22 protein-coding genes and 1 pseudogene are annotated in these 22157 nt (G+C 53.4%); 11 read left to right on the forward strand and 12 right to left on the reverse strand.

From position 1 onward, the window contains the following. Positions 1-348, reverse strand: a pseudogene (locus R6U67_RS06780) (hypothetical protein); the annotation flags it as partial. 311 nt (positions 349-659) lie between these two features. Between R6U67_RS06780 and R6U67_RS06785 the strand changes: the two are divergent. From R6U67_RS06785 to R6U67_RS06810, 6 genes are all read left to right on the forward strand, one after another. Continuing rightward, positions 660-2735 (forward strand): S8 family serine peptidase, encoded by a 2076-nt coding sequence (locus R6U67_RS06785; protein ID WP_410251833.1) that lies wholly within the window; start codon positions 660-662, stop codon positions 2733-2735. A 181-nt stretch (positions 2736-2916) separates the two neighbouring features. After that, entirely contained in the window at positions 2917-4170 is a 1254-nt protein-coding gene (locus R6U67_RS06790) for an aspartate aminotransferase family protein (protein ID WP_410251834.1), read from the forward strand. 48 nt (positions 4171-4218) lie between these two features. Beyond that, a complete protein-coding gene (locus R6U67_RS06795; RefSeq protein ID WP_410251835.1) occupies positions 4219-5271 on the forward strand; it encodes an acyl-CoA dehydrogenase in 1053 nt (350 codons plus the stop codon). Between the two features lie 89 nt (positions 5272-5360). Continuing rightward, positions 5361-5810 carry a nucleoside-diphosphate kinase gene (gene ndk / locus R6U67_RS06800; RefSeq protein WP_410251836.1) on the forward strand — a complete coding sequence of 150 codons (450 nt, stop codon included), beginning with the start codon at positions 5361-5363 and terminating at the stop codon, positions 5808-5810. Between the two features lie 195 nt (positions 5811-6005). Then, on the forward strand, positions 6006-6095 hold the full coding sequence (gene psaM / locus R6U67_RS06805; RefSeq protein WP_410251837.1) for a photosystem I reaction center subunit XII: 90 nt from the start codon (positions 6006-6008) through the stop codon (positions 6093-6095). Positions 6096-6395: 300 nt separating this feature from the next. Further along, entirely contained in the window at positions 6396-6812 is a 417-nt protein-coding gene (locus R6U67_RS06810) for a hypothetical protein (protein ID WP_410251838.1), read from the forward strand. A 172-nt stretch (positions 6813-6984) separates the two neighbouring features. On the opposite strand, the gene R6U67_RS06815 is transcribed toward R6U67_RS06810, so the two are convergent. Further along, positions 6985-8061, reverse strand: a complete 1077-nt coding sequence (locus R6U67_RS06815; protein ID WP_410251839.1) for a SpoIID/LytB domain-containing protein — start codon at positions 8059-8061, stop codon at positions 6985-6987. A gap of 479 nt (positions 8062-8540) precedes the next feature. On the opposite strand from R6U67_RS06815, the gene R6U67_RS06820 reads away from it, so the two are divergent. Then, positions 8541-9488: a ribonuclease Z gene (locus R6U67_RS06820; protein ID WP_410251840.1), complete on the forward strand. Its 948-nt coding sequence runs from the start codon at positions 8541-8543 to the stop codon at positions 9486-9488. Here R6U67_RS06820 and R6U67_RS06825 read toward each other — a convergent pair. Continuing rightward, a complete protein-coding gene (locus R6U67_RS06825) occupies positions 9485-9901 on the reverse strand; it encodes a hypothetical protein (protein ID WP_410251841.1) in 417 nt (138 codons plus the stop codon). The two genes, R6U67_RS06820 and R6U67_RS06825, sit on opposite strands and share 4 nt — an antisense overlap. Before the next feature lie 148 nt (positions 9902-10049). After that, positions 10050-10586: a bifunctional adenosylcobinamide kinase/adenosylcobinamide-phosphate guanylyltransferase gene (gene cobU, locus R6U67_RS06830; protein WP_410251842.1), complete on the reverse strand. Its 537-nt coding sequence runs from the start codon at positions 10584-10586 to the stop codon at positions 10050-10052. A 179-nt stretch (positions 10587-10765) separates the two neighbouring features. Between cobU and R6U67_RS06835 the strand changes: the two genes are divergently transcribed. From R6U67_RS06835 to R6U67_RS06845, 3 genes are all read left to right on the forward strand, one after another. Then, on the forward strand, positions 10766-11923 hold the full coding sequence (locus R6U67_RS06835; RefSeq protein ID WP_410251843.1) for a GAF domain-containing protein: 1158 nt from the start codon (positions 10766-10768) through the stop codon (positions 11921-11923). A gap of 20 nt (positions 11924-11943) precedes the next feature. After that, complete coding sequence (locus tag R6U67_RS06840; protein WP_410251844.1) at positions 11944-12723, forward strand: ABC transporter permease; 780 nt, start codon at positions 11944-11946, stop codon at positions 12721-12723. Between the two features lie 167 nt (positions 12724-12890). After that, positions 12891-13403 (forward strand): hypothetical protein, encoded by a 513-nt coding sequence (locus tag R6U67_RS06845; RefSeq protein WP_410251845.1) that lies wholly within the window; start codon positions 12891-12893, stop codon positions 13401-13403. A gap of 6 nt (positions 13404-13409) precedes the next feature. Here the strand turns inward: R6U67_RS06845 and R6U67_RS06850 are convergent, their stop codons facing one another. The 8 genes from R6U67_RS06850 to R6U67_RS06885 all read right to left on the reverse strand — a co-directional run bounded on the left by R6U67_RS06850 (position 13410) and on the right by R6U67_RS06885 (position 20745). Then, positions 13410-15017 (reverse strand): Hsp70 family protein, encoded by a 1608-nt coding sequence (locus R6U67_RS06850; protein ID WP_410251846.1) that lies wholly within the window; start codon positions 15015-15017, stop codon positions 13410-13412. A 94-nt stretch (positions 15018-15111) separates the two neighbouring features. Further along, positions 15112-15438 (reverse strand): DUF2973 domain-containing protein, encoded by a 327-nt coding sequence (locus tag R6U67_RS06855; RefSeq protein WP_410251847.1) that lies wholly within the window; start codon positions 15436-15438, stop codon positions 15112-15114. A gap of 155 nt (positions 15439-15593) precedes the next feature. Next, on the reverse strand, positions 15594-15929 hold the full coding sequence (locus tag R6U67_RS06860) for a DUF2605 domain-containing protein (RefSeq protein WP_410251848.1): 336 nt from the start codon (positions 15927-15929) through the stop codon (positions 15594-15596). 158 nt (positions 15930-16087) lie between these two features. Next, entirely contained in the window at positions 16088-16231 is a 144-nt protein-coding gene (locus R6U67_RS06865) for a hypothetical protein (protein ID WP_410251849.1), read from the reverse strand. Positions 16232-16319: 88 nt separating this feature from the next. Further along, positions 16320-17111 (reverse strand): creatininase family protein, encoded by a 792-nt coding sequence (locus R6U67_RS06870; RefSeq protein WP_410251850.1) that lies wholly within the window; start codon positions 17109-17111, stop codon positions 16320-16322. Then, positions 17108-19405: an MASE1 domain-containing protein gene (locus R6U67_RS06875; protein ID WP_410251851.1), complete on the reverse strand. Its 2298-nt coding sequence runs from the start codon at positions 19403-19405 to the stop codon at positions 17108-17110. The genes R6U67_RS06870 and R6U67_RS06875 overlap by 4 nt, the downstream gene beginning before the upstream one ends. Positions 19406-19467: 62 nt before the next feature. After that, positions 19468-19848, reverse strand: a complete 381-nt coding sequence (locus R6U67_RS06880; protein ID WP_410251852.1) for a hypothetical protein — start codon at positions 19846-19848, stop codon at positions 19468-19470. Positions 19849-19881: 33 nt separating this feature from the next. Beyond that, positions 19882-20745: a cyanophycinase gene (locus R6U67_RS06885; RefSeq protein WP_410251853.1), complete on the reverse strand. Its 864-nt coding sequence runs from the start codon at positions 20743-20745 to the stop codon at positions 19882-19884. Between the two features lie 525 nt (positions 20746-21270). Here R6U67_RS06885 and trmD point away from each other — a divergent pair. Then, positions 21271-22023 carry a tRNA (guanosine(37)-N1)-methyltransferase TrmD gene (gene trmD / locus R6U67_RS06890; protein ID WP_410251854.1) on the forward strand — a complete coding sequence of 251 codons (753 nt, stop codon included), beginning with the start codon at positions 21271-21273 and terminating at the stop codon, positions 22021-22023. Positions 22024-22157 lie beyond the last annotated feature (134 nt).

The following is a 22157-nucleotide window of genomic DNA, read 5'->3' on the forward strand; positions in this document are numbered from 1 at the left end:
TTGATCGCGTTGTCGTTGGAAAATCCGGTTGTCAATACCCGAAAAGTTCGTCGAAAGCTGCTGATAAAAGTTCGAGAGTTGATTACTAATTTCCCGTGCTTCTTGGAGCTTGCGAATTGCTAAGCTGTAGTCTTGATCTGAGACAGCGGTGGTAGCGTCTTCAATTAGCGATTCGATGCCCGGTAGGCTGAGAACGCTGTCTTCCATGGGAACCCGAATGGCCGTTTGTGGGTTCGTCTCGGTTTGAGCCTGGGCTGTTGTCGGTGTAAGAGTTGAGGCGGCGATCGCCAACAGCATCGTCGTAGCGGAGGATAGGTGCCAGAAACGGGGCTTAGATTGGAGGAGCATGGACAGAGTTACCAGTTACAATGGGGAGTTTTAACGAGAGAGTGCTGGGATAGCAATTGAACGTTGACGATTTACGGTGGCAAAACTTTTTTTTACAAGAGTTTTAGGTTCTGCTAACATCTCGTCTTTGGCAAATGCCCTAAAGAGATGGAGGTGCAGGGCTAGAGCTCGATCACTTCAACAGTGTTAAGAGTGCAGGGGTATCTTAACATTTCGCTGTATAAGGGGATCAATCCGGAGATCCTCTGACCGTTGTCAGCTAAGATAGCGGTGGATTTTGGCTAACCTAACATGAGCCGGAGGTGTCGAACGTGGCCGATGACTTAACACTACAACGGGGAGGCGAAACCCTTGCCCTCAGAAAGACTGAAACTCGTTTCACCGCTCGTCCACAAGCGCCTGAGGTGATTTCAACCCTAGCGCAACAGGTGACGGCCCAGTGTTTGAATCAAATCCCGGTGGGGTCGCGAACCGAGGCGGTCCTGCTTGAGTTCGAGGTGGCCGAGGCCAGCCAACTCACCCCAACCATGGACCGCACTCGCGATCGCCCCGATGTCGCCTTTGTCAGCCATGTCTATTCCCTCGTGGACAATCCAGGAACCCTAGTCTATCTAGCTGACGATCTCACCATCGAGTTTGCCGAATCCGTCAGCCAACCGGCGCGTCAGGCCCTAACCGAGTCCTTAGGCTTAGGCGATGAAACCCCCCTCGTGGGCCTAGACCATGCCTTTATCTACCGAGTCACCCGAGAGGCGATCGAAAATCCCATCAAAATTGCCAATCGACTCATCGAGCGTGAGGACATTCTGGCCGCTGAACCGAACATTGTCACCCACAGCGCCCCAAGTTATCGACCGAGCGATCGCTACTATCCCCAACAGTGGTATCTCAACCATCATGGGGGGCCAGACTTAGCCCCAGACTCCCATATTGCCGCCGAACAGGCTTGGGACATCACCCGAGGCGATCGCAGTATCGTCGTGGCCATTGCCGATGATGCCATTGACTTAAACCACCCCGACTTTCAAGGTATCGGTAAAATCGTCGCCCCCCGAGACTTCCGCAATCGCGATGGCTTACCCCTACCCGAACGAGACAGTGACAACCACGGTACCGCCTGCGCCGGAGTGTGCCTAGCCGAAGAAACCGGCGAGGGAATCGTCGGCATTGCCCCCGGTTGCGCCCTCATGCCCCTAGCCACCACGGGCTATTTAGACGACCGTTCCATCGAAGAGTTGTTTGACTGGGCCATCGAGCGGGGGGCCTCAGTCATCTCCTGTAGTTGGGGGGCCAGCGCCGTCTATTTCCGTCTCTCGATGCGGCAACGGGCGGCCCTAACACGGGCGGCGCGGCTCGGCCGTCATGGCAAAGGCGCTGTCATCGTGTTTGCTGCCGGTAACGCCAATCGTCCCACCCAGGGGGAGATCAACGAACAGGGTTGGACCCAAAACATTCTCTCAGGGACAACCAAGTGGCTCAGTGGCTTTGCCGCCCATCCCGAGGTGATTGCTGTGTCGGCCTGTACGAGTTTAAATCAGAAAGCCGCCTACAGTAACTGGGGGCAAGAAATTTCCGTCTGCGCTCCGAGTAATAATGCCCCCCCCGGAATTTGGCTTCAGGAAACCGGCTATGTGAATACCGCCCCAGTGATTCGTAAATCCTTGTTGGGGAAAGGGGTCTTTACGAGCGATCGCAGCGGCGATCGAGGCTACAGTCCCAGTGACTACACCCATGGCTTTGGTGGGACCTCCAGCGCCTGTCCCTTGGTGGCGGGGGTGGCGGCCTTGGTGTTATCGGTCAATCCCAACCTCACGGCGGCGGAGGTGAAAGCCATTTTAGAGAAAACGGCCGATAAGATTGTCGATCCCGAGAGTGATCCCCAGTTAGGCACTCGCTTTGGCCAGTATGACGGCGATGGTCATTCTAAGTGGTTTGGCTATGGCAAAGTCAACGCCTACCAAGCGGTTTTAGCGGCGAAACAACAGTCTCAAGTGCCGTTATCCGTGACTCGACGGGTGCGTGGCCGCAATGAGCGTCAGATAGCGATTCCCGATGGTGACGCCAATGGGATCACCAGTCCGATTCGGGTTCGCGACCGCTTAACGGTTGTTGAAGTAGAGATTACGCTAGAACTCGACCATCCCGACTGGGGAGATGTGGAGGTCATGGTCTTGACCCCCGAGGGGGAGACAGTGATGCTTCAGGGGCGAGGGATTCGTGGCCAAGGACTGTTCCGGCAAAGCTATGATTTCAACAATACCCCTCAACTTAAGCGTTTGTTGGGCCGCTCTGCCGAAGGAAACTGGGCGTTAAAGGTCTGCGATCGCGCGGCGGGAGATACCGGCGTTCTTAACTTTTGGCAGTTAACGGTGGGGTTAGGCTCCTAGACGAGCGTTGCGAACAGCAAAGCCGAAATTGTCATGTCATCGCCATGGTCAGATGTCGCATCTTCCCAGAGAGCGATCTAGAATCGAGGGTATTCTCAAGGGCGGCGTCACGGCCGGCGATGCCGGCGATCGCCTCCCGACAGACCCCTCAACTCGACTATCCTCAACAGGAGCCAAATCTGTGAGTCCAGACACTACCCTCGATCAAGCCAACGCCACCCCCTACGACACCGCGACCTTCGACCAGTATGTGATGAAAACCTATGGACGGTTTCCCATCGCTCTGACCCACGGCGAGGGCTGTCGGGTCTGGGATGCCCAGGAAAAAGAGTATTTAGACTTTGTGGCCGGAATTGCCACCTGTACCCTCGGTCACGCTCACCCCAAGCTCATCGAAGCCGTAACCGAGCAGATCAAGACCCTGCACCATGTCTCGAACCTGTATTACATTCCCCCCCAAGGAGAATTAGCCGAATGGCTCGTGACCCATTCGGCGGCTGATCGCGCCTTTTTCTGTAACTCCGGGGCCGAAGCCAACGAAGGAGCCATCAAACTGGCCCGCAAATATGCCCACACGGTCCGAGGTATCGAGGCGCCCACCATCATCACCGCGACCGCCAGTTTCCATGGCCGCACTCTGGCCACCATTACCGCCACTGGACAACCCAAATATCAAAAAAACTTTAATCCCCTGGTTCCTGGCTTCGTCTATAGCCCCTATAACGACATTGAAGCCCTAGAGGCCACCCTTGCCGAGTTAGATGCCGAAACGCCCCAAGTGGCGGCCATTATGCTAGAAGCTCTCCAGGGAGAAGGGGGGGTTCGCCCAGGGGACAAGGAATTTTTCCAACGAGTCCGCCAACTCTGTGATGAGAAGGATATTTTGCTGATTCTCGACGAGGTGCAAGTCGGTGTGGGGCGGACGGGACAGATCTGGGGCTATGAGAACTTAGGTATTGAACCGGATATCTTCACGAGTGCTAAGGGCCTCGGCGGTGGAATTCCCATTGGTGCGCTGCTGTGTAAGTCGAGCTGTGATGTCTTTGAACCGGGGGATCACGCCAGTACCTTTGGCGGTAATCCCTTCGCCTGTGGTGTGGCGCTGTCCGTCTGTCAGATGGTGGAGAAACCGGGATTTTTGCAACAGGTGCGCGATCGCGGGCAACAGTTACGCCAAGGATTGCAGGCGATGGCCACGGAGTTTCCGGCTGTTGTGGCTGAGGTTCGCGGTTGGGGGCTAATCAATGGCCTCGAACTCAAGGCAGAGATTGAGTTAACTTCAATTGCTGTGGTGAAAGCGGTCATGGAACAAGGACTGCTACTGGTTCCCGCTGGCCCCAAGGTGGTGCGATTCGTTCCTCCCCTGATTGTCTCAGAGGCGGAGGTTGACCGCGCCCTAGGGATTCTCCGGACGGCCCTATCCTCAATGGCGTAATTCCCGTTAGCTGTCTCTAACCCTCAACACGCAACTCTCAACTGCTGTATGACCGTTACCTCTTCTCCCCTCGATCTGGCTGAAGCCTATTTAGATGAGTATGTCTCCCCCCAGGCCAATCTCATTGATCGTGATTGTCAGGCCCTAGAAACGGCTTTTCTGGGCTTGGGCGATCGCGAGTTGCTCACCCTACGGGCCGACAACCAAGTTCTCTTTCGTCGCTTCCAAGAAACCATCTCCCGCCATTCCGGGGCCTTGGCCTTCCTACAAACCCAGCATCAAAGTGCCGCCGCCCTGATCAGCCGCAGCTCCAATTCTGGCTTACGAGAGGACTATTTACCTCATTTAGCGACAGGGAAGCGACGGGTGGGGGTCGGCTTTTCTCACCTGCGTCGTCCGGGGCCACCGCCGATGCAGGCGCGATTGGTTCCTGGAGGCTACCAACTCGATGGCTTTATTCCCTGGATTACGGGGGCGACGCTGTTTGAGAGCTTTATTTTGGGGGCGATGTTGCCGGATGGAACCTCGGTATTTGGTATGATGCCCTTCCGCAGTTGTCAGGAGGAGCGAGGGGGAGAGATTGAGATGAGTTCGCCGCTGGAGATGGCGGCGTTGACGTCCACCAATACGGTCACCGCCGAGGTGAAGGGGTGGTTCTTACCTGATGAGCAGGTGCTATGTCTCAAGCCGCCCCATTGGATGCAGCAGAACAGTCAAGCCAATGTGCTACATCATGGCTTTTTTGCCCTCGGTTGCGCTCGGGCCGGGTTGGATGTGTTGCAGCAGGCGGCTGAGAAAAAGCAACTCCCGTTTTTGCGGCAAAGCTGGGAGACTCTGGATGCTGAATTGCAGGCTTGTCGTCAGGCTTTTTTTGAGAGTGAAGATGAGGGGACGCGGTCTTATGGCGATCGCCTGACGTTGCGGGCCTGGGCCATTGACTTAGCGGGCCGCTGTAGCTATGGGGCGATCGCCGCCTCGGGGGGCGCGGCCAACAGTTGTCAACATCCGGCCCAACGCATTTATCGGGAAGCCTTGGTTTATGCGGTATCTGGACAGACCCCGGATGTGATGGAAGCGACTCTAAACCGCCTGCAACGCTAAGGGGAGTTCTACGCTAAACCGGCCGCAAACGGGACAGGTTGCGATAGTCTAAAGTTTGTGTAAATTGATGCAATTTTGAGGAGGTTATCTTGGAACGAACATTTTTGATGATTAAGCCTGACGGCGTACAACGGGGACTCGTGGGCGAGGTGATTCGCCGCTTTGAAGCCAAAGGCTTCACCCTCGTTGGGCTAAAGCTGATGTCCGTCAGCAAGGAATTGGCAGAACAACATTACGATGTTCACCGGGATAAGCCGTTTTTCAAAGGATTGGTGGACTTTATTACCTCCTCTCCGGTGGTGGCGATGGTTTGGGAAGGAGACGGCGTGGTCGCCGGCGCTCGCACGATTATTGGCGCAACCAACCCACTGACGGCGACTCCAGGAACCATTCGCGGTGATTTTGGCTTAAATATCGGACGCAATCTCATTCATGGCTCTGATGCGGTGGAAACGGCGAATCGGGAGATTGACTTATGGTTCTCTGAAGGGGAACTGGTCAGTTGGACGCCGGCGCTGAAACCTTGGCTAGAAGAATAACGAGGTTTGTTTCACTCATAAAGGAACTGACGCCCTCAGGCTGAGTGGCGTCGGTTCTGGGGCGGTGGCGGCCCCAAATTTCGGGCCAATTCTCGTGTTTTTTTATGAAAAATTATTACACTTTTGCTCAAAATCGTTAACTTTGATCGAGAGTAGTGAACGATTGAACTAAATATACAGGAGTTTTCAGGTCTTATGTCTGATATTCAAGTCTTAGCTGCGTTAGTTGTCGCCATTATTCCGGGTGTCCTGGCGTTCCGCCTGTCGACGGAACTTTATAAATAAGACGGTCATCCAACGAGTTCTTGTTGGTCTGTCTGTTCTGGGAGTTTCGCCACGTGCGGGACTCCCATTGCTTTGGCCAGTTGCGGCGACCCGGTTCTAGCTAGACGGAAAGGTTTTCCAAAATGGGAGTTCTGTGGCTCTGAGTTTGGTTAAACTAGAGGGGGATCTCGGGAGTAGGAGATGGGGTGCGTCAGTCGGCTTGCCAAAATGGCTCTGTTTCGGTTCAATTTGAACTATTCCCCCCACTCATGCTGTATTCACAGCAGGTCAATCGATGTGAGCTTATCTTCAGACTGAATCATGAACGCCCCTGAACGCCTGTCTCGCGCTCCGCATCCCGGTGAGGTTCGAGCTTCACCCCGTCGTCCTCGTCGTCGTCCTTCGCCTCAGCCGCGACGGCGACGGAATAGCCGTTCCTGGACGTCTGTTTTGGAAACGGGGTTGAAGCTGACGGTGGATGTTACGGTTTCCCTGGGGGCGATCGCGGCCTTAAGCCAACTGGTCCCGAGTTACACCACGAGCCAAGACCAACTCGAACAACTTCATGACGAGGTCGAAACGACGCGATCGCAGGTGCAGGGGTTACAGGGACAGTTCAGCCGCTACTTTGATCCAACTCAGGTGCGAACTCTGATTGAGGAAGAAACCCAACGTCTTGATCCGCAACGACGGCCGATTGTCTGGACTGAACCGGTCGAGGAGGAGGTTAGCCGCTAAAGCCCACAAACAAAATAGCAACAGCACCGAGTCCCGCCAAAATGGTCAGCACGAGTCCAGCGTTGGGGCTTCCTTTCCAGGAGTAGTTTTTATCGGGCATAGTGATGTCCTCAAGGGTGTCTATAGCTCCCATGGTAGCGAAGTTAAAAATTTGTAGCCGTTGAGGGCCAGATTATTGGCTCTGTAACTGAGCTAATTGGGTGTTGCGATAGTAATGGGAGAGAATTTGCCGGTAACTATAGCCCCGCTCTGCCAGGTGTTTTGCGCCCCATTGGCTCATCCCCACACCATGACCAAAGCCTCGCCCCGAGAGGGTGAAATAGCCGCCTCCGGAGGTGACGGTAAACAAACTACTGCGCAGCCCCAGGGCCGCTTGCAGGTCCTCTCCGTCAACAATAGCTGTTCCAGCCGATCCCACCACTTTGGCGGTCACTAAGCGGCCATTGGGGGATTGCTGTTCCGGGAAAATTCCCACCACGGTTCCTACGCCACCGAGTCGCCGGGTAATTTCCCATTGTGAGAAGGATTCGCGCCAGTGATAGTTGGGTGAGTCGTGATCGAAGTCGGGAACGCCTCTGAGATAGGGTTTGACTTCGTCCCAAACCTGTTCGACATCTTCGGTGTGGCCCCCGGAGGAGGCGTGAAAGACGGCCTCAATGACCTGGCCATTATGGCTGAGGACTTGGCTTCGGGTGGCGTCAGTGGCTCGGTGGGTTTGGCTCGACTCTTCCTGCATCCCGCGATAGACTTGCCAGAAGGTGTTATCCCCGACATCGTAGGTGCCATTGCCGTAGCGATCGCGCTGGTAGAGGACGTAGGAGCGGGCGGCGACGGCTTGGGCTTTTAGGGCTTCGATGGGCCAATTGCCCCCCATTTCTGCGCCCAGGACGCTGTAGAGATAGGATTCGATGTCAACGTAGTTCACGGCGGTGACCCCGTAGCGTCCTCGGACGATGAGAACTTTGCCTCGATACCAGCGATCGCCAATATAAACATGGCCATGATTCGTGGGTTCAATCCATAACTGATCCCCTTGCCAGCGATCGAGGGCGACGGCTTGCCCGGTGGAGCGGGCGACAAAGGCATTCATCTGGCTGAGGTTACCGAGGACGGTCCCGGAGCGACTGCGAATGCGGGCGGGGGTTGAACTGCCCACGGTGAGTTCACCGACGTTTTTCTCGACGGCGACTCGGAGTTCAAGGGCTAGGCCAGGAACGAGGGAAAATGCCCAAAAACAAAGACTGGTCATCCCTCGCCAGAAATGAGGAAATCCGTTGCGCCTTCGCTTGCTCGTTTTCTGGTTCTGCTGGGGGTTTTCTCTAGTTTGCGATGATCCCTGCTGAGCCGTTTCCCTTGATCGGCCCGTCACAGACGCGGCAATTTTCAGTAGCAGCATCCTTTGGTTCTCCTTAAAAGTGACCGACGACTCGAAGATAGACCTAGGTCGGTGTTAGGATACCATAGTAAGCTCGGAGGCTTGAAGTTAGTTCTGTCCTGAGAGGGAAGACAGATAACTCCAACCCGGTTTACTAAGTAAGTACCGTAGGGCATACGGAAACTCACGCCTCCGGAGATATCGACCTCTGCTTGGGTGGGGAAACTCCTCAAGGTAAGCCGAGTCGTAGAAAGAGGAAACCTCATCAGTGATGGTGGGAATCCCACGCTATATTCTTTGAATTAGCGTGGGAGGATGTCAAGCTGCCAATTTCCTTAACGAGAGTCAAGCGAGTGGAAATCGTTTTTTTAGGAACCAGTTCGGGTGTCCCGACGCGATCGCGAAATGTGTCCAGTTTAGCCATGCGCCTGAAACAACGGGGTGAGATTTGGCTATTTGACTGTGGGGAAGGAACGCAACATCAATTGCTCCAGAGTGATCTGAAGGTGGGGCGGATTCGCCGTATTTTTATTACCCATATGCACGGGGATCATGTATTTGGTTTAATGGGACTCCTGGCCAGTATTGGCCTAGCGGGAGCGCCGGATCGCATTGATTTGTACGGTCCCCCCCAGCTCGAAAATTATCTCGAAGCTTGTGCGCGCTATTCTCATACCCATTTGCATTATCCGATTACGATTCATAAGCACAAGCCGGGGCTAGTTTATGAGGATGAGGACTATCGGGTGTTGTGCGATCGCCTCGATCACCGTATCCCGGCCCATGGCTACCGCGTCGAGGAAAAAGATCGTCCGGGACGCTTTGATGTGGCGAAGGCCCAGGCCCTGGGAATCCCACCGGGACCGGTGTATGGACAACTCAAACAGGGACACCCGGTCACCCTAGAGGATGGCCGGGTAATCCACGGTCGTCATCTCTGCGGTGAGCCACAACCGGGACGCAAGCTCGTCTATTGTACGGATACGATTTATTGTGAGAACGCCGTGCGCTTGGCTCAAGGGGCTGATGTTTTAATTCATGAGGCCACGTTTTCTCACCGAGATGCCAGTTTGGCGGAACAACGGTTGCATTCGACGTCGACGATGGCGGCTCAAGTGGCCTTGGCGGCGGGGGTAAAACAGCTTTTTATGACTCATTTTAGTCCCCGCTATGCTCCAGGAAATGACCTAGATCTTAAGGATTTACTGGATGAAGCCCGGGCCATTTTTCCGCAAACTGACCTCGCTTATGATTTTTTAAGCTACGACGTTCCCAAACAGCGAACGGCGGTACCGGTTTAATCGTGGTTGGCCACTAGGCGGCGGCAAATGTCCCGCAAACTCTCTTGAGTGTTGACGGGCTGTCTGGGTTTCGGAAGATCCATATTGGGCCAGGAGGGCAGGTCATGACAGGGACACAAGACCGGACTCACGCCAGCCACGGGTAGGGCAATGGGCATGGTGCAGCGGGCGCAAGGGGAAATGTCCCAGTCATCGTCAAGGAGTTGGCCAATACTAATTTCTGTGCCTTCGAGGTAGGAATGATAGCTAAGTTTGGAACAGGATACAGCGGCCCAACACTGTTCAAAGGCTCGGCTATAGTCACTGCCTTCAAAGAGGGGATAGGGGAGTTCTGCCTGGTTGTTGACAATCAGTTTTTTGCCGAGCTGAAACCAATCAGCTAAATACTGTTTAACTTGCGTTTCAGAAGCCATAAAAGTGCGCAACGATAGAACTCTAGTCCTATGTTAAACGATTTGTCAGGAGAGATCGTTCACTAAATTGGTATAGATTCTTAAGATAAAGGTAAAATCACGAGGGCAAACGGCTCTGATGCAGTTTAAACTTGTTCTGGGGAACTTCCTAAAGGGGATCAGCGATTTCGGTTAGATTAAGGATGCGACCGGCAACGATTAGATAGGTTTGATCAGCCATGGCCCCAAGATGACGTGTTAGTTCGCCGAGGCGATCGCGAAACATTCGCCCTGATGGATAAGCCGGAACGACGCCCCAACCGGTTTCTTCGGCCACGAGAATACAAGTTCCTTGGAAGTTGGTGGCCTGATGCAAAAATGTTTGACGGCGATCGCCCCAGTCTGTGTCAGACTCGTCTAACGTGTTGGCCACCCAAGTCCCTAATGAGTCGAGCAACAGACAATTTTGGGGATGATTCCATTGCTCAAGACAGGCACTAATGGCAAGGGGAACCTCCTGAAGCCGCCAATGACGGGGGCGACGTTGACGGTGACGTTCAATGCGAGCTTGCCAATCTCGATCTTGGGAATTGCTGCGGGCAGTGGCAATATAGGTGACAATACCCTTGTGTTGCTCGGCCAGCCGTTCGGCAAACTCACTTTTTCCAGAGCGGGCCGCTCCGGTAACTAAGACCAAATTTCCCAAAAGACTGAATAACTCCGTAACATCTATGGCAATTCTACCGAGAAATGCCTTCTGTCTATCGCCGAGGCCTCAAGACCTTAACGCCCCGAGGGAAAGCCGCTCTAGGGGCGATATCGAGTACGATGTCACCATAGCTACGCTACTCCGTCCGAGAGTCTTTCTCGTCGCTAAACCCTAGTATGGACGATCGCGAACCGACAAAAGAGCAACTCATCCAAGAACTCAAGGCGGTTCGCCAGGAGTTTGAACAGGTACGGCTGGAAAATCAGGCCGATGAGGTACAAGCGGAATTGCTGCGAACGGTCTTGGCCTGTGGTGAACATCCGTCCCCAACTCTGTTATTACGGGCGTTATCTCAACAAGTCCTCCGTAGTGCTAATCGTTTAACCCGAGTTGAGGATAGTAGTTTATTTTTACTCGATGAAGCGGGGACGGTAATTGAGTCGGTGTTGGCTCGGGGGGCCATTATTCGCCAAGAGCGCGAGTCGTTAGTTGGGCGTGTGTTGCATCAAGGCTTAGCCGGTTGGGTGTATCAACAGCGACAAATTGGCATTATTACGGATACGACCTTAGATGAGCGTTGGCTACAATTGCCCGGTGAACCCTATCATGTTCGCTCTGTTCTTTGTGTGCCGGTGCTGCGGAACAACACGGTCTTAGCCATTATTACCTTAATGCACCCAGACCAAGGCCATTTTCGGGCTCAGATGGCTGAACTAATGGAGGCGGTGGCGGTGCGGATTGGGCTGGTGTTAGAGGTGGTACGCTGTTTAAGCCCGGAGCGAGAAACGCCCTCGGTTTCCTCACCACCGGGGTTGCGGATGTCCTCGGGTTCGGCTCAGTCGAGTGTTCCTCCGCTGCGATCGCCGCCATCGGCCGATCCTCCCTCCCGGCCACCACCACCACCGCCGCCTCCCTCCAACCGCCCCTCGTCCTCTCGGCCCTCTCCGGGATCACGCCGCCGGCGATCGCATGGAGATGACCTGGCCGACGATCTCCGTCACTCTCGGTTAAGTCGTTTAAATACGTTGGGGCTTTATATTGTCGTTTGGGATGGAAAATTCATCTATGCTAATCCAAAACTCGCCAAAATTTTTGGCTATAAACGGCAAGAGTTGGCAAATCTAAAAGGGATATTTTCTCTGGTTACTAATGAACACTATGATCGAGTATCAGAACAGGTTTATAAATGTATTCGTGGCCAAACGGACTGTGTTTCCTGTATTTTTCAAGGACAACGCAAGGGAGGAAAACGAGTATTAGTGGAAATTTATGGAGTCCGAACTCGTTTCTATGGAAAACCGGTGTTACTCGGTGTCTTAAGAGATATTAGTTAAAAAAGGTCTAACTCAACAACGTGGGTTATATTCAACTAGATTTAATCGATTTAGCGATCGCCGTGGGTATGGCAGCGATCGCGATCGCCATTGCGGCTTGGCAAGAATTGGGGCTAACCCTAGAGTTATCCCTGGCCACCGCCCGCACCACCCTTCAGTTACTGATGCTGGGGGTAATCCTACAAGTGGTTTTCACCTGGCGAAATCCCCTAATCCTGATCATCGTCTTGCTAGTGATGGTTAGTTTAGCGGCGGTGGTGGCCCGCAATCGTATTAGCCGCAAACTTCCGGGATTGTTCATGTTAGTCTGGGGGGCCATTGCCTTAAGTAGCGCCCTAACCTTGCTCTATATCAATCTCTTGGTCCTACGTCAGCCGGCGGTTTGGTCGAATCCTCAATATCTGATTCCCCTAGGAGGGATGATGATGGGAAATGCCATGAATGCAGCGGCCATCGCCGGGGAGCGGTTTGTAAGTTTAATTGAGCATCATCCCTTAGAGATTGAAACCTATCTCAGCCTCGGGGCGACTCCCCGACAGGCCTTAGCCAACTACCGCAAGCAGGCGATTCGCGCGGGAACGGTGCGGATTGTCAACTCGATGATGGTGGTGGGGTTAGTCACTCTACCGGGAATCGTCACGGGACAGTTGTTGAGTGGGGCTAATCCCATTGATGCGGCGGCTTATCAAATGCTGGTCATGTTTGCCATCGCTCTGACGGACTTTATCGCCACCAGTCTCCTGATTGCCAGTTTAGGACAACGCTTTTTTAACGAGGCGGCCCAGTTACAACAGTTTTGAGATCCTGATGATTCTGATAATGGTGATTTATGTCACGCCGAATGCGTAAGTGATATCACTTAGGGCGGGTGATGCGATCGCCTAAAAATCTGTCCTAGGGTCACTGACGGCGATCGCCCCAATCCGAGACAATAGGTTTATTGAGTTCGGAACCCGGATAAATACTTATGTTTAATAACTATATCAACCCCCAACAGTGGTTACAACGCCAGGGCAAAGCCGCTGCGATGGTTTTGGGACTCTGTCTCAGCTTAGGGGTGGCGGGAACGGCCCTGGCTGAGTCGGTGTCTGTTGCGGCCCGCCGAGATCAGGCCCCGGCAAATCTCGACGATGGGGAATATGTCTATGGGTCAGTGCCTGAGGCCAATCAGTTGGGTGAAACCTATATGGTCTTTGAAGCTGATGGCGATCGCATTGTGGGCGGGTTCTATATGCCCTCATCCTCGTTTGACTGCTTCGAGGGTCGTCTTGAGGAGAATCAGTTAGCCCTAAACATCCAAGACAGCTACAGTGATCAGACCTATGATTTCAACTTGGCGATTCGCCGAGATACCTTAGTCGCGGCGGGTCAGGGGGCGACTAACGCCAATATCCCCGGTTTCCAACCCTTAGATGGCCTCACGGCTACTGATGAGCAGGTGTTAGAGACTTGCCGAGGTGTGATGGGAGAGTCGATTTGAGGGGATTTAACTCAGTTGCACGACGGCTTGGTTATCCATCAAGCGATTTGAGGTCAGTAAATCATCGACCGTGATGCGTAGAAGACGCTCCTCATCGATACGAAATTGAATTTTGACGCGATCGCTCCCCGGAGAGCCGGGCGGGTCTAAACTGGCGATCGTGCGTCCGCCATCGCTGTCATTGAGGGGAATGACGTTAACGTCCGCCTCAGCTTGTCGGGTAATCAAACGATCGCCATCAAAAAAGACTTCCGTTTTCGGGGCTTCGGCGGCCATTTCTCCTAGAACCAACTCCAGTTTGGGCTGGTTGGGCATTGAGGCCCCTAACGAGAGTTCAATGGGACGCTCTAAGGGATAGGGTTGTCCGGGTTGAATAATCGGATGCCAATCATGGGCATTTTTACGACGGTTCCAGTAGCGAATCCCATAGCCGTGATAGAGAAAGTCTTTGAGGGCAATGCCTTGGGTGAGTTGTAAGGCGCCGGTGGCGATCGCATCGAGGGGGCGATCGCAGCGAATCTTCTCGGCCCGAAACCATTGTCGGATCCAGTTTTGAACCGCCGGAATTTGCGAGGTTCCCCCCACCAGTAACACGGCATCGATATCAGGGGTTTCTAATCCCTGTCGTCGGGCTTGCTGTAAGACTTGGGTTAACGACTCATCTAACCGTTTAAAGAACTTTTGCTGTTTCAGGATCTCCTCAAACTGCGATCGGCTCACCGTTAACTCATAACTCTCGAAGGTTTCCTCATTAAAATACACCTCCGTCGCCTCAGAGCGAGACGATAACTCAATTTTCAGCCGTTCCATGAGGCGACAGGTGAGGGGGGTTTTCGGTAACCCCTCCCGGCTGGCCAGCTCATCAAGGAGCCAGTTATCTAAATCAGCACCGCCGAGGTTTTGGCCGGACTTGGCTAAAACTTTGGCGGTTTCGAGTTTTTGCCCGGATTTCTCGCGAAAGGATTTATCGCCCCATTTGAGAATAAAGCCGAGGGGATGGCGATTATTACCCGCACTGCGGTGTAGCTGCACCAAGGACATATCCAAGGTTCCGCCACCAAAGTCAACTACCAACAGTAGTTCGGCATCACTTAACCCATAGCCCAGGGCGGCGGCGGTCGGTTCATCGAGGAGACGGACTTGCTCAATTTTTTGGGGAAGTTGAGGAGACTCAACCACCGAACCGAGCCAATGACGATAGGTTTCAAAGCTATCGACGGGAACGGTGAGAATTAACGAGTCGAGGGGTAGAGGAACCTCAGCGACGCTTGACAGTACGGTCTGGAGAAACCACTCTCCAACCTGTTCGAAGCGTATGGGAACCTCGTCGAGGGTGGGCAAAAATCCTTGAATATCGGAGCCAATTCCCCGTTTAAAGCTATTGAAAAAGCGAGCGTCACGTTGAGTATCTAAGCCGCGATCGCTCACCTGTTGTCCGGCGGCGATGGCCCCAGTTTGGGCGTTCTCAACGTAAACGAGGCTGGGAACGACTGGGGGATTATCCGCCTGCTGGCGACTTAGCCCAGGGAGTTTTACTACTTCTGATTGTTCGCTGGCAGCATTCCAACGGGCAATGACGGTGTTGCTGGTACCGAAGTCGATGGCGATCGTCATGAGGCAGCGGTTCGTGAACGGTGGGGGCGTACCGCCAAGGGTGCGCCCGTCGGGGTGAGGGGAGAGGGGATGTTAGGTTTCGATGACAGTGAGCTTAGATCAACGCTGGTGGTGGAGTGTCGTCATCGTCGCTGAGATTGTTCTTGCTGCTCGGTGAAGAGTTGTAGAGTGCATCGAGCTTCTCGCGAGCGTCTTCGATACCAATCGAGCGCATGACTAACAGGGGTTCTTCAACGACATGGCCGTAGTCGTCGAGGAGTTCGGGGTGTGGACTCGGCTGAGGACGACGGCTCAACTCGGAGTTACTCATTGAGCGTGGCTTCTGAGAGTCTGAACTAAAGGCTAAGAGGTTTCTAACCAGGTTTCCAACGGCGACAAAGGCCAGAAAGGTAAAGGCGAGAATATAGAGCAGATGTAACATATAACGTGTCCTCAGATAAATCAGGGATGATCAATCGGCTAGTTTGGGCAGTTCACGGATTAAGCCGAGGAACTCCCCTAAATCGACGCTTAAAAAAACAGATTGTTAAGGCGAGGGACTGGGTCTGGGCAAGGGTCAGACCTTCCCACTTGGGGTTATTCTCTCACGTTGAGGGCCTGGGAGTGTTGGGCGCGAAATTGCATTGAGATTTGCCAACATTCTGTGAGCAGATGATGCCAAGGCATCAGAACTGACATATCGACCCCCGCTTGACAGCCCGTCGCATCTAGCATCATTTTGGCGGAACTCACCTCTTCCTGGGCGTGGATGATACGATGCAGCAGATCTTGCTGTTCGTGGGCCTCTAGGAACTCGATGGTTTCCGTTTCCAGGAGAGTCCGAGAGCGTTCAAACCAGTATTGGAAGTCTTCGAGCAGGGGTTCGAGGACTTTTTTGAGCAAACTCGGCTCTGGGAGATGGGGGCGACTCATAATTTAATAATAGTTTACCGACTCACCTACAATCTTAACGCTATTTACATTTGTTTACAAATCTGGGGAAGGGTCTAAGGCAAGACTGCGATCGCCGTAGATTAAAGCGATCGCAGTCCTTGATTGGTCTGAGTTTCATGATCTCGATGACTCCGAGGTTATCGGGAGCGGCCAACGCAGCGGCGGCGATCGTGAAGAATTTCCTCAGCCTGATAAACATTTTGGGATAACCTCAGCCATTGCCCAAATCCGGGAATCCGTTGCAGCCAACGGTTAAAACGCGCACCATAAGACCTGTCCATTGGGGTTCTCCTGTCTGTTACATTCGTTACCGAACTAGCTCTATTCTAGCAATTTTGCCCGTAACGATAACCCAATCTCGTCCTTAAATTAGTGTTTCGCCTTAAAGTGATAGACCTCTTGCAGTAACTCGCACCAACCGTCGGCCAACCAATCCAGAATCCTCTCCCCCTTCTGGCGACTGGCCGCCGTCGCATCGCCCACCACACCGCTCGTACTGAGATCCTGAGTTAACCACGAAAAGGTCAGTCCCCCTTTGCTGGCTAACCTCCCAGGCTGTTGAGGGGGATAGTCCCGCACGGCCTGCTTCATCTGCACCCATTCAGGTAATAACACCAGCATCAAACTGGTTTCGGCATCACCGGCGTGCATGGCTTCTTGCACTTCCCGTTCGCTCAGGAGGCGTTTATGCTCCTGAGTGACTCGCCAGGTAAAAATGGGAAAGAGCCAGAAATCCTCATAACGAGCATGAAGATCGGTCGCCGCAATCTCCATCACTTGCGGTTGTCCACCATGGGAGTTCATCAGCACCAGTTTACGAAATCCGGCGGCGTAGAGACTCTCACCGATGTCCATCAGAGTGCTGAGGAGGGTCTTGGCGGACAAACTGACGGTTCCGGGGAAGTGACGATGTTCATTGGATTTGCCGTAATGGAGGGGAGGCAAGACATAGACGGGAATATCGGCACTTAGACGGGTTAAGGCTTCCCCCAACACTCCTAAGCCAATGGCACTATCGACTATGAGAGGGAGGTGGGGGCCATGTTGTTCAACGGCTCCCACCGGTTGAACTAAAACGGTGTTGGCTTTATCGGGCAATTGCTTAATCTCAGTCCAGGTTAAATAAGCAAAGAAACGCTCAGGTGGAATAAAGTTTTTCATGATGTTTCATGGGTTTCTAGGGAGAGGTGACGAGTCGGGTTTAGACTGAGGGGAAGTTCGATGGTAAAGGTTGTCCCCTGCCCTAGCTCAGAGTGACAGTAGAGTTTTCCCTGGTGTTTTTCGACGATAATTTGATAGCTCATGGACAGTCCTAAGCCCGTTCCAGATCCGACGGGCTTGGTGGAAAAAAACGGATCAAAAATACGATGGCGGATGCTTTGACTCATGCCTGCACCGTTGTCTTTTATCTCAATTAAAATTGTGTTTTGTCCCCGCGCTTCTGTTTTCAGGATAATTTTGGGGTCTTGCCTTAGTCCATAACTTCCTGGAGAATCCCCATGACTTTCCAAAGCATCAATGGCATTATTCAAGAGGTTTAAAAAGACTTGATTCAGTTCAGAGGGATAACAATTCACATTAGGAATGTCTCCATAGAGCTTGACGATCTTGATTTCAGGGCGGTTTTTTTGCGATTTTAGTCGAGATTGTAACACCATTAAGGTACTTTCAATTCCGTCATGAAGGTTGACGACCTTGGTTTTGGATTCATCCAGACGTGCGAAGTTTCTTAGACTCAAGACAATGTTGCGGATTCGCTCTGCGCCTGAGTTCATCGAATCTAGAATTCGCTGTAAGTCTTCAAGCAAATAACTCAAATCGATATCTTCGGCCAGAGTTTGAATAGAGGCATCAGGATTGGGATAGACTCGTTCATAGGCTTGAAGGAGGCGAATTAAATCCTGAATATACTCTCGGGCATAGCGGATATTGCCAAAGATAAAACTAATTGGATTATTAATTTCATGGGCGACTCCTGCCACAAGCTGCCCCAGACTGGACATTTTTTCGGTATGGACTAACTGAGCTTGGGTGCGTTGTAATTGGGAGAGGGTTTTTTGTAATTCTGTGGTGCGTTGGACGACTTGGTTTTCTAGGGTTTGGTTATAGTCGGCTAAGAGTTTTTGGGCTTCTTTGCGATCGCGGATATCTTGAAAGGCGACAATCACCCCATCGACGACACCGGCTTCATCGAGAAGTGGGGTACTGGCCATATCCAGGGGAATGGTCTGGCCCGACTGACGGAGTTCGAGGTCATCTCGCCGCACCGATTGTCCCGAGAGAGCCAGTTGTCCGGGAAGTTGTTCGAGGGGATAGAGGTCTGAGGTATCGGCTTGATAGAGGTGATAGTGTTGGGCAAACTGGTATAAATCGGACTCTACATCACCGAGGAGACGTTGAGCGGTGTGATTGCGGTAGAGCATCCGTCCACGGCGATCGTGAACGCAGACCCCTACTGGCATGGCTTCGAGCAATTGAGATAAGCGATTCTGACTCTTATGTAACTCTCGGTTACTGGCCCGAAGTTGCCGTTCGACCTGGTGATGTTCATCGTTACTGGCCGACAAGACGAGGGAGGTGAGAATGGTCGCTCCCATAAACGACTGCAAGAGGGTAAAGGCAATATAGATTGAATGACCGGCAAACGGACCGAGGCCTTGGACGGTCGTGAAAATGGCAATGAGGGAAATCCCGAAGACAAAGAGGGTGGTTTCAAATTTGCCAAAGCGCAGAACTGACCAGACACAGAGGGGAATCAGGGCATATTCTGCGGGATAGCCGAGTCCAAAGGTTCCGGTGAGGATGATGACGCTTACCCCGATAAAGAGGGTGATTTCCAATCTCCGATAGCGGCCAGGTTTGGGTCGCCATTGAGTCGGTGCGGCCATACCCGCCAAGAAAACCGGCGTAATCAAGAGTTGGCTGAGGACAGCACTCCAGGACCAGATGGCGAAAGACAGGGGAACCTCTGGGAGAGGAATCAGGCCAATCACCACCAGGGGAAAGACGCCTAGGGTGGCACCGATGAGGGATGCGGGAATGAGGCTGAGGATAAAGAGTCCCACGTGGGGAACTCGTTGCAAGATGGTCCCTTGAGGAATCCAGGAGCGCAATAGGGCCAGAACGACGCTGAGTTCTAGGGCATTACTGCTACCGTGAAGGAGACCACAGAAGAGGATCTTGAGGGGTCCAAGATGGGTGGCGCCTAGCCCTAAATCGAGGCTAGTCGAGAGCATTGATCCCAAAAAGACGCCGGGAACGGCCCGCCATTGCGATCGCCACAAACTTACCCCGAGAATGAGTCCTGTGGGAAACCAGACGGAGGAGATATTGCCAGGTAAGGCGGCAAATCTTAGCGAGAGTTGAGCGCTCAGGAAATAGAGGAGGGCGATGGCGACCCACTCGAGTAGCTGTCGACTCCAGGGGATAGACCGGTTCAGTACGGAAGGCTTCACAGAAAACTTAAGGATACTGATATTTTGATGTGCTTAGCCTGGGGAGGAGTCGCCACGGGGACTTAGGGAGAATTGGGGGATTCTAGGGATTCTGGGTTGGGGTCTAGGCGGTCGAGCCGAGCTTCTAGAGCGTCGAGACGCCGTTTTTGTTCCACGACTAGGGTGGCGAGGCGCTCCAGGGCCGGAGCGGGGACTGAGGGGTTGCCGGTTTGGGGGGTTAGGCTGGGGGGAATGGCTGGGGAATCAAGGGGTTGGGGTGAAAACGGGTTTTGATTGACTTGGCGATCGAGTTGTCGGAGTTGAGATTCTAGGTAACGAACTTGGGATTCGAGGCGGTTGATGCGGCTGTCAGCCGAGGCCAGCGCAGGGGAGACCTGAGATCCAATGGCGATGGCCACTAGAAGTACAAGTATCCACTGCGTGAGTTGGCGGTCTCGTGGCATCTTGATGATCGGGGACGGGGCCAGGACTTGGGGTTAGGCCGTTAGCCGTTGTTCAGGAACTTGAAGGCTGCGGGTGGGGAGGTGGAAGCGATCGCCGTAGGTGAGGACATGAACTCTCAAGTTAAAGATACTTAAGGGGTTAATGGCATCGACATAGGGTTCATTGGTGTAGTCGACTTCGCCGGGATCGATGATGGTTACGGTTCCTTTCCCTAAGACTTGGATTAAGCCATCGCCTTCAAAGAGGGCGCAGGTATCTTCGTCAATCCCGACACCGATGCGATCGGGGTTGGCGGAGATGGCGCTCATGAGTCGGGCCATGCGGTTACGGTTATGGAAATGCTGATCCACAATCACCTGAGGGATAATACCCAGGCCCGTGGTCATATCGACCAAGGAGCGGTTGGGGGATTCCCCACTCCCCCCTCCGGCGATCATGTGATATCCCATAACGGCGGCGCCGGCGCTAGTTCCGGCGAGGACGATTTCCCCTCGTTGAACTTGCAAGAGGATTTTCTCCATCAGGGGAGTATCCGCGAGCAAGGAACAGAGGCGAAGTTGGTCGCCTCCGGTCATAAAGACACCGGTACAGTCTTCGAGATCGTTTTGCCAAATGGGATCTTCTCCCTGATAGCGCTCACGGATATCGAGGATGCGAACGGCTTTGGCCCCCATATCTTCAAAGATATCCCGATAGCGGTTGCCGATCGCCGCCGGTTCGCGTGAAGCTGAGGGAATGATAGCAATTTGGGCATCCCGACCCCCTGAACGGTTAAAGAAGGTTTGCAGGATTTCGCGCCCGTGAACTTTATCTTCCGCGCCGCCGATTACCAAAATCGTTGTTTGAGGGGAATGGGACATCGTCGGTTCGAGAGATTGAGCATCTGTTTGGATCATAGGGAATTAGGGCGTAATGGACTTCGAGTCAAGGATGTCCTACCGGACGTTTGTCTGCGGGTCGCGGTTCATCGGAACGTTCACCTTCTCTTCGAGACGCTACGTGAGCGGTAGAGCGCTAGCCCTCGGGTGACGTTGAGGTCAACGTCGATGGGGGGAGCGATGGGGATATGGGGGTGAAGCGAAGGAGCGCGCAGGTGATCTAACCCTACATTTGCTGAGGTCGATCTGCGCCAACAGCGCCAACAGTATACAAAAACTCGGGACGCTTTGTGACTGCGACAACCGTCAATTTTTGGCTTAACATTGGCTTAACAACGGGTAGCCATTCAAGTTTTCCTATAATACCATCTTGGCTGGCACGGGGTTCAGAGGTGGCCTGGGCTTAACATGAAGGGGCGACCGGTTGATGCAGAATCGCCGTCATTGACGACCCGAGGGACCTGTTCGGGTAAATTCGCTAACGTGAACGCCCAATTGAGGGCCAAATTGAGCCATAATTTGGCTGATGCTGAAGCCCGAATGATGAGATTTGATATTGTTACGCTGTTTCCAGAGTTTTTTAAGACCCCGTTTGAGGTGGGGTTGATGTCTAAGGCGATCGCTCGGGGAATTGCCGAGGTTCACTGCACGAACCCTCGGGATTTCACCCAGGATAAACATCGCCGGGTTGATGATGAACCCTATGGGGGTGGGGTGGGGATGGTGTTAAAGCCTGAGCCCATTTTTGCGGCGGTTGAGTCGTTACCGGTTTTGCCTCGGCGGGAGGTGATTTTGACGACGCCTCAAGGGGAGCCGATGAGTCAGCAGCATTTCAAGACTTGGGCGGCTGATTGTGAGCAACTGGTGGTCTTATGCGGTCATTATGAGGGCATGGACGAGCGTGTCACCCATTTAGTGACTCGGGAGGTATCCTTGGGGGATTTCGTGCTAACTGGGGGCGAAATTCCGGCGCTGGCCTTGGTGAATGGGGTGGTTCGTCTCTTGCCGGGAACGGTGGGGAAAGCGGCCTCGTTGGCGGCGGACAGTTTTGAGGATGGCTTGTTGGACTATCCGCACTACACTCGTCCGGCGGTGTTTCGCCAATGGCCGGTTCCTGAGGTGTTGTTGTCGGGGAATCATGCCAAGATTGCTCAGTGGCGGCGATCGCAACAATGGGAACGGACGCGATCGCGGCGGCCCGATCTACTCAACGAGGGAGTTAAAGAGGGGTTTGAGGACCATGGCGATATCACTGAGTCTGCCGTGAACTACCACTCATCATCGCGAGGCGATTGATGAGTGGCTTCGAGCTTCAGTGGGAATTGCCTCGGGAAGTGTCGAACGAATTCGACCTCCCTTTGGTCTCACATTCCCTCCACTGGCAGAAGCCCCGGTTCCCGAGGCCATGATCCGCAAGCCTTCGTTTTTGA

Source organism: Sodalinema sp. (assembly GCF_046483825.1).
In the GTDB taxonomy this organism is placed as follows: domain Bacteria; phylum Cyanobacteriota; class Cyanobacteriia; order Cyanobacteriales; family Geitlerinemataceae; genus Sodalinema.

What these genes read in the sequence shown, in the direction of transcription:
- R6U67_RS06795 (WP_410251835.1), top strand. Translation starts at nt 4,219, where the DNA reads ATGACCGTTACCTCTTCTCCCCTCGATCTGGCTGAAGCCTATTTAGAT.
- psaM (WP_410251837.1), top strand. Translation starts at nt 6,006, where the DNA reads ATGTCTGATATTCAAGTCTTAGCTGCGTTAGTTGTCGCCATTATTCCG.
- R6U67_RS06810 (WP_410251838.1), top strand. Translation starts at nt 6,396, where the DNA reads ATGAACGCCCCTGAACGCCTGTCTCGCGCTCCGCATCCCGGTGAGGTT.
- R6U67_RS06815 (WP_410251839.1), bottom strand. Translation starts at nt 8,061, where the DNA reads ATGACCAGTCTTTGTTTTTGGGCATTTTCCCTCGTTCCTGGCCTAGCC.
- R6U67_RS06825 (WP_410251841.1), bottom strand. Translation starts at nt 9,901, where the DNA reads ATGGCTTCTGAAACGCAAGTTAAACAGTATTTAGCTGATTGGTTTCAG.
- R6U67_RS06835 (WP_410251843.1), top strand. Translation starts at nt 10,766, where the DNA reads ATGGACGATCGCGAACCGACAAAAGAGCAACTCATCCAAGAACTCAAG.
- R6U67_RS06845 (WP_410251845.1), top strand. Translation starts at nt 12,891, where the DNA reads ATGTTTAATAACTATATCAACCCCCAACAGTGGTTACAACGCCAGGGC.
- R6U67_RS06850 (WP_410251846.1), bottom strand. Translation starts at nt 15,017, where the DNA reads ATGACGATCGCCATCGACTTCGGTACCAGCAACACCGTCATTGCCCGT.
- R6U67_RS06855 (WP_410251847.1), bottom strand. Translation starts at nt 15,438, where the DNA reads ATGTTACATCTGCTCTATATTCTCGCCTTTACCTTTCTGGCCTTTGTC.
- R6U67_RS06860 (WP_410251848.1), bottom strand. Translation starts at nt 15,929, where the DNA reads ATGAGTCGCCCCCATCTCCCAGAGCCGAGTTTGCTCAAAAAAGTCCTC.
- R6U67_RS06865 (WP_410251849.1), bottom strand. Translation starts at nt 16,231, where the DNA reads ATGGACAGGTCTTATGGTGCGCGTTTTAACCGTTGGCTGCAACGGATT.
- R6U67_RS06870 (WP_410251850.1), bottom strand. Translation starts at nt 17,111, where the DNA reads ATGAAAAACTTTATTCCACCTGAGCGTTTCTTTGCTTATTTAACCTGG.
- R6U67_RS06880 (WP_410251852.1), bottom strand. Translation starts at nt 19,848, where the DNA reads ATGCCACGAGACCGCCAACTCACGCAGTGGATACTTGTACTTCTAGTG.
- R6U67_RS06885 (WP_410251853.1), bottom strand. Translation starts at nt 20,745, where the DNA reads ATGATCCAAACAGATGCTCAATCTCTCGAACCGACGATGTCCCATTCC.
- trmD (WP_410251854.1), top strand. Translation starts at nt 21,271, where the DNA reads ATGAGATTTGATATTGTTACGCTGTTTCCAGAGTTTTTTAAGACCCCG.